This window comes from Sediminibacterium goheungense (assembly GCF_004361915.1).
Taxonomy (GTDB): domain Bacteria; phylum Bacteroidota; class Bacteroidia; order Chitinophagales; family Chitinophagaceae; genus Sediminibacterium; species Sediminibacterium goheungense.
The window spans coordinates 83,654-90,450 of record NZ_SNWP01000016.1 but is presented as its reverse complement, the minus strand read 5'-3'; the positions used below and the strand labels follow the sequence as shown (position 1 = coordinate 90,450).

At 39.9% G+C, this 6,797-nt stretch carries 6 protein-coding genes; 2 read left to right on the top strand and 4 right to left on the bottom strand.

Features of this window, described 5'->3' with window-relative positions; genetic code table 11:
- Positions 1 to 226 precede the first annotated feature (226 nt).
- Both ctlX and BC659_RS16505 read left to right on the top strand, forming a co-directional pair.
- Positions 227 to 1,147 (top strand): citrulline utilization hydrolase CtlX, encoded by a 921-nt coding sequence (ctlX, locus tag BC659_RS16510; RefSeq protein ID WP_246027160.1) that lies wholly within the window; start codon positions 227 to 229, stop codon positions 1,145 to 1,147.
- Positions 1,148 to 1,149: 2 nt separating this feature from the next.
- The gene (locus BC659_RS16505; RefSeq protein WP_133475687.1) at positions 1,150 to 1,866 is read left to right on the top strand and encodes a hypothetical protein; all 717 of its coding nucleotides are present in this window, start codon (positions 1,150 to 1,152) and stop codon (positions 1,864 to 1,866) included.
- A 60-nt stretch (positions 1,867 to 1,926) separates the two neighbouring features.
- On the opposite strand, the gene BC659_RS16500 is transcribed toward BC659_RS16505, so the two are convergent.
- The 4 genes from BC659_RS16500 to BC659_RS16485 all read right to left on the bottom strand — a co-directional run bounded on the left by BC659_RS16500 (position 1,927) and on the right by BC659_RS16485 (position 6,554).
- The gene (locus BC659_RS16500; RefSeq protein ID WP_133475686.1) at positions 1,927 to 4,383 is read right to left on the bottom strand and encodes a TonB-dependent receptor; all 2,457 of its coding nucleotides are present in this window, start codon (positions 4,381 to 4,383) and stop codon (positions 1,927 to 1,929) included.
- Between the two features lie 173 nt (positions 4,384 to 4,556).
- Entirely contained in the window at positions 4,557 to 4,886 is a 330-nt protein-coding gene (locus tag BC659_RS16495) for a DUF6122 family protein (RefSeq protein ID WP_133475685.1), read from the bottom strand.
- A gap of 55 nt (positions 4,887 to 4,941) precedes the next feature.
- A complete protein-coding gene (locus tag BC659_RS16490) occupies positions 4,942 to 6,234 on the bottom strand; it encodes a type II toxin-antitoxin system HipA family toxin (RefSeq protein ID WP_133475684.1) in 1,293 nt (430 codons plus the stop codon).
- A complete protein-coding gene (locus tag BC659_RS16485; protein ID WP_211340801.1) occupies positions 6,234 to 6,554 on the bottom strand; it encodes a helix-turn-helix domain-containing protein in 321 nt (106 codons plus the stop codon). Before BC659_RS16485 ends, BC659_RS16490 begins: the two co-directional genes overlap by 1 nt.
- Positions 6,555 to 6,797: the final 243 nt, after the last annotated feature.

Genomic DNA, 6,797 nt, shown 5'->3' with positions numbered 1-6,797 from the left:
CGGAGGTTTTCATTGTATGAGTATGCCTTTGTGGAGGGAGGAAATGTGAGTAGTGAGTAGTGAGTAGTGAGTAGTGAGTAGTGAGTAGTGAGTAGTGAGTAGACGGAACTCGACCGCAACGATCATTATTGTGAAAGCGCAATATCATTTTTCATTCACCATTCACTCACTACTGACTACTCACTACTCACTTTTCTCATTCACCATTCACGCAAAAAAAAACAACATGCAAGCACAAACCACTTCTCACCTGTTAATGATAAAACCGGTACGTTTTAGTTTTAATGCTGAAACGGCTGTGAATAATAGCTTTCAACAAGCTTTCGGCGGCGATACTGTTGCTGAGAAAGCGGCGCTGGAATTTGAAAAATTTGTTAATGTGCTAACAACAGCTGGCATAGACGTAACAGTTGTGCCTGACACACCCGATCCTCATACACCTGATTCTGTATTTCCCAATAACTGGATCTCCTTTCATAGCGATGGAAGTATCATTCTCTATCCGATGTTTGCAACGAACAGACGCATGGAACGGAAACCACATGTCATCAAAGCTATCCATGAAAAATTTACGGTAAAAGATACCATCGACCTGAGCGGATATGAAAGTCAGGATTTATTTCTTGAAGGAACTGGTAGTATGGTACTGGACAGAACAAATGCCATAGCCTATGCCTGTTTATCGCCCAGAACGAATAAGGAAGTATTGAACGATTGGGCCGAAAAAGCAGGATATCGTATTGTTTCATTCATTTCGGTCGATAGTAATGGATCACCCATTTATCATACTAATGTAATGATGTGTGTGGCCGATCAATATGCGGTGATCTGTTTTGATTCCATTCCCGATCCAAATGAAAGAAGCCTTGTAGAAGCCAGTCTGACCGCATCCGGAAAAGAAATCATCACAATCAGCTTTGACCAAATGAACCACTTTGCGGGAAATATGTTGCAGGTGCAGAATCAAAAAGGACAATTATTCCTGGTAATGTCAAGTCAGGCATTCCTTAGCTTAACAAAAGATCAAGTAGAGAGACTAGAAACCTATAACCCTATATTGCATTCAGATATCAGCACCATTGAAACCAATGGAGGCGGTAGTGCGAGATGTATGATGGCTGAGATTTTTCTTTCAAAAAATAGATAAAGATGAATAACAGCTCCCTGAATGAAATACTTTTTGAACAACTTGAAAAACAATGGCTGGACTGCAGGGATCACATCTTTATACCACTTTTCAAAAGGTATGCCGACTATCTCCAGCTATATAGAAACGGAGAATTTGCAATACTTGATGGAGAAGATATAGAAGAGGAACTAGCGGAGAAAGCAGCTGATATCAGCAGTAAAAATCCTTATGCAGATTTTATCGAAAACCATCCTTTACATGAACAAAACTGTATTCAATATTTAAAAAATGAAATACAGAACTGTTTAAATGATCCCGAAGTAAAGGCACAATTACTTCAGTCCGGTGCCATAGAGATCGGATATGACTGGTATTTTCATTACGATTCAGGTATCAATTTTTTCAAAAAAGGATTAACCTTTCCCATTATTGCCGAACCGCGGTATCTTTATAAAGAATTACCTCCCGGACATTATGCTGGTTTTGCCAAAGGCCCAAATTTCTCGGGTGTATGGCCCGATTGTGCGAAACTGATTGATGAAGCTGATGAAAAACATACACTATTAGGTCTCGGCTATGAATTAATGAACTATTATCAACTCCAGTCAAGATTATTCCTTCATAAAGTTTTTAGAGAAATGGATAACGAAGGACAATTTTCACAGCTGGAACAACACCCGTTTCCAGTCTATATTGCCGAGCATGATTGTGAAGAAATGACCCTATATGTAATTTGACCTGACTTCACCAGAAGATAAAAAGCCTGCTGATTCTTTGTATTTCAGCAGGCTTTTTTGCTACCCCCCAACCCTTCCTCGTTCCGCATCTGAAGATCCGGTATTACGCTGCGACAGACTCTTCCCTTTATTGAAACGATAAGAAAAGGAAAGTGTAAATACCCTTGAATCAAGGTAACTCTTCCAGTTGGCAGTAGAATTTTGTATCCCCTTAATGTTTCCACCAGGTTGATTCGTATAGAGAAAATCATTCACGCTGAAACGAAGGGTTCCTTTTTGCTTGAGTATTTTCTTTGCCACAGCCGCCCTTACTGAACCTACAGGTATGGTTACAAACTGTCCCACATACACACTTGATTGGTAATTACCACCTAACTCAGCCGACCACATTGGATTGATTTGAAAAATATTTACGGGCCCAACAAAAAAATACGTACCCTCATTCAATAAATTTTGTTGGTAGAGTGTAGCCGTAAACTTGTTTTTGGTTACCTCCGTATACAGTTGCAGCTTCCACCATTTGGTAACCGGTATCATACCGCTCAATGAGGCACTCAGAGATACCTGCTTGCCGAAATTACCGGGCCGGCTGTAAAATATACCATTTCGCTGTTCAATGGTTTCCATAATCAGATCATTGATATAACTGTATTGCAGCGAAAGCGTATAATTTCGTTTATAAGTATAACTCAGTTCGGTATTATAAGAGAACGTTGGTTTTAAAAATGGATTTCCTCCATATAAAGTATACCTGTCTAACGGATAGGTGAACGGATTCATATCCTGATAATTCGGCCTGTTGATTCTTCTGCCAAAATTTATATTTACTAAATGATTTTCTGCCGTATCAAGTTTATAAGAAAAATATAAAGTAGGAAACAGATTATTAAATGTGCGTGTAAAAGAAGAATCAGGTTTACCGGGTGTGCCATATTGCAATCCTTTGATTTCAGTATTTTCAAATCGTAAACCGAGTTTGGCACTGAATTTTTTCCTGTCTAGTGTATATGTAAGATAGGTAGCATTGATGTTCTCGCGGTATTTAAAATTATTCGAGAATTCAGTATTGAGCGTAAAACTACCATTCGGCTGCTCATCGTAAAACATTGCATTATTATTGGTTCTCACGATGCTTGTTTTTGCACCTGCCTCCAGTGTTCCTTTAAACAAGGGTTGCGAATAATCTGCCTGCGCTGTAGTGATTTCAATAGACGCCGGCAAATCAGATACCAGATTGGTTCTGCCTGCAATTGTTTGATCCGGATTATACACAATATTCAACAGACTGTTATCCTGATCGGCACTATACTTCAGGTAATCAGCATTCACAGTTAGTAATTTCGATTTACCATCTAATTTATAAGACATATTGAGGTTGGTTCCGATATTATTAAAAGATCGGTTCCTTGGCGCATGTGCAGACACCGTATTCACAAGTACGCCATTACCGTTTCGGATAACGGCATCGTTATGAATATCTTCTTTGTTTTTATTAGCAACACCGGTAATCACAACACCCAATGTGAGGTTTTTACTGGCATAATAATCCACGCCGGCTTTATAGTTAAAGCCACGTGGCATTCTTTTAATGAATGAGCGTTGGGTAAAAGATGACTGAAGTGCACCTGATGTAGAAAAATACTGACGATTAAGTGTAAGATCCTGATAGGTGTTATTAATGGCACTACTGAGATTGGTAAAGAAATTAAGTTTATTGATACGATAGTTCAGCGTAAAACTGTTATTACTGCGGGCATAGGTACCCTGCCCATACCCCAGGTTGATGGCTCCATTCAGCCCACTTACTTTGGTTTTCTTTAACCGTATATTAATAACCCCGCTGTTTCCCGCAGCATCATAACGGGCTGGCGGATTGGTCATAATCTCAATACTTTCAATATCACCCGAAGGTAAAGATCGCAGGTAAGCTGTGAGGTCTTGCTGCGACATATAAGTAGGCTTATCATCAATAAATACCAATACACCGGGACGGCCACGCAGGCTGATATTACCATCTGCGTCTACCTGAACAGCGGGCGCTTTCTCCAATACTTCCAATGCAGTGGTACCGGCATTGCTGATTAAAGCATCCGGATTCACCACTACCCTGTCTGCCTTACGCTCCACAAAATTTTTACGGCTGCTTACAACTACTTCTTTCAACTGGTTGGTAACAGGTGTTGCCATCGTTATCAACTCCATCCGGAATTCTTCTTTTGAACCGTCAATACGTACTGGATTGATAATGCTTTCTTCGTAACCGGTATATTTTACCAGCAGGTAATAATTGCCGGGACTGATATTTGTAAGTATATAGATGCCATTTGCATCGGTAATACCCGTTTTCACCAATACTGAGTCTTTGGTACGATACAGAAACACATTGGCTCCATCCGCTTTAGTACCACCGGTAATGATAATTTCACCTGTTATGATTTTTTTGTTTTCCTGGGCGAAACATATAAAAACTGAAACCAGTAAACATACAATAAGGCTAATAGTGCTTTTTCCGATCATACTGTTATTTATAAACCTGCAAATACGTTGAAATAACAATGCTACTTTAAAAGTTTTATAACAATGGTATGGTTCCCTTTAAATTAACACTTTACCCTTCCGAAAGCCTTATTCAGCAACGATATGTACAAATCCGATAGATAAAAGCTTACATGAAGCATTCATATGTACTTCTAAAGACAGGTATATTGATTGATAAAACAGTCAAGCTGATCAGTGGCCATATGCAGCAGTAAACCAATCGCAATGATACGGCACCTGGGAATAAATAACAGCAATACATAGCATGCAATTGCCGGATAACTATGTAGAGGATGAAAATTGATGCTGCACCTGCAGGCGTTGAACAAAGGTGCAGCCAGCAGATGATCAAGATCTACCAGCATAGTTAACCATAAAAGAAGTGTTGTTTTTTTCCATTGATCCCGAAAAAAAAACCATGCTATAAAAACCGGCAAACCAAAGTGGAGGAAGTAATGAAGTATGGGTTGAATTATTCGCATGGTTGATTGAGGAATGGGGTTCTTTTATTGTATGGTAAAGAGATAATCCTCTCTTTTATAATAACAATATGGTTTTGCCGATTGCATCACGCAGGTCGCTATTTACGGCTGTAATCGCAGCAAAATCATGCCACCTGCCAACAACCTCTTTCACCTGATCAATTATGGACGGTGCTTTTTTAATATTCATATTTTTAGCCACTGCCAGTAAATCATCCCGGCTGATATCCTTTCTTTTACCATTGATGCTGAGTGAGTGCTGACTTACCCATGAACTGTCAGGCCGGTATGCATGACAAAGATCAAAAGCAGGTGCCAGTTTCCAGGCACCATTTTGATCCATCATAAATGAAAAATTCTTGGTATGGTCATCACAGTTTTTCGCCATTACATTGAACACCATTCTTCTGAACAATTGTTCAGCGTCTGTATATGGTAGTAATAGACTGCGCATGGTTTCAAATAACTGCTCGTAACTGAACGATGTAATCTCATTAAAATCGTAATGCGCCAGTGCACAAAAACTCTGTATGTGTAATTTCTTGTTATCGGGCATGCGGTCGAAACGTTTGGTCATGAAATGCGCCCTTCCATTCTCTTCTAGTAAGCGGCATTCCATCATTTCAATACCAGCTTCCTTTGCCATGAGGTGATAGGCCATTTCTACCCTTCCGTATCCGGAAGAAGAACCCAGTTGCTGATCAGTAACCCCATCAAATTTCAGTAACCAATGCGTAAAGCCATCCGGCACATCTGCCTGTCCGGATCTGATTTCTCCTGTAAGCTGATTAAATGCGACCACGGCTTTGGCCCTTGCCCCACCTGCAGATGAACCGATCTTTAGTATATCGGTAAGTGCTTTTGCTTCATCGGCACTAAGCCGTGTATTAAAATCCTGTCTGCCCGATAAAATTTCCTGCGCCATATTCACCAGGCCATCCAATTCAATTTTTGTAGCTGTTTTATTTGAACTGTATAATCCGGGTTCAAATTCCAACGCCCCCATGCCCCTCTTACCAATAAAACAAAGCAGTTCCACCGGGTTCATACTATTCGCAGGTCTGCCGTTTCTGGAGAGCCAGGCATTGATAAGGCTGTTACCATATTTATCGGGTAATACATCTGCCAGTAAACCCGGTAGTCCTTTGAATGTAAGACTGTCTCTCAATTCAGGAAAAGAGAAAATCCGTCCTGCAGCATTTAATATCGGCATTTTCAGAGGGGATAGATTCCACTGCTGACGAAGAAAAGCAGGTTCATATTCGAAAGATGCAGTGCCCGTTCTTTCATCCCAGGCAATCGCACCTACACGCTTGTTCCATATATGTATAAAAGCAGTAGTAATCATTACCAGTCGGTTTTGGGTTGATGATCTGCTGTCTTATTTTTTCTACTGGCTCTTTTTCTTTTCTGCTGATCCATTTTAGCCAGTTGCAAGGGACTGATTTTGGGTTGGGTCTCAAAAAAACGGAACAGGTGTAATTGCTGAAGGGCACGCATAACCTGAATAAAAGACAATAAAGTTCCGCCGCCGCCGCCCTCTATCTGTACCAGGGTAGAACGATGTATTCCTGCTGCAGAAGCAATTTCCTGCTGTGTTTTATTTTGCTCCAGCCTTGTATGCTGCAGAAACTGCCCCAGCATGGCCAATATAGCCGGGTCACTCATCGCAAACCAATTTTTGTTGCTATTTTCCATCATTATTTAAATTAATGTATATTAATGTCGAATTATAACGACAATACGAATATACGAAAATGTTGCTATTTTACATCATTATACTTTATTTTATCATTTAATGTTGACATTATTAGACATAAATATAGGATTAATATAAAAATAAAATTTATTGATATCAGTCCTGAAATAGAGCAGCATGATGATCGGGTTACTAACTGCCACTCAAAAGAT

Bases quoted from the DNA above. Each gene is read 5' to 3' on its own strand.
- ctlX (WP_246027160.1), top strand. From the start codon at position 227: ATGCAAGCACAAACCACTTCTCACCTGTTAATGATAAAACCGGTACGT.
- BC659_RS16490 (WP_133475684.1), bottom strand. From the start codon at position 6,234: ATGATTACTACTGCTTTTATACATATATGGAACAAGCGTGTAGGTGCG.
- BC659_RS16485 (WP_211340801.1), bottom strand. From the start codon at position 6,554: ATGAGTGACCCGGCTATATTGGCCATGCTGGGGCAGTTTCTGCAGCAT.
- BC659_RS16495 (WP_133475685.1), bottom strand. From the start codon at position 4,886: ATGCGAATAATTCAACCCATACTTCATTACTTCCTCCACTTTGGTTTG.
- BC659_RS16500 (WP_133475686.1), bottom strand. From the start codon at position 4,383: ATGATCGGAAAAAGCACTATTAGCCTTATTGTATGTTTACTGGTTTCA.
- BC659_RS16505 (WP_133475687.1), top strand. From the start codon at position 1,150: ATGAATAACAGCTCCCTGAATGAAATACTTTTTGAACAACTTGAAAAA.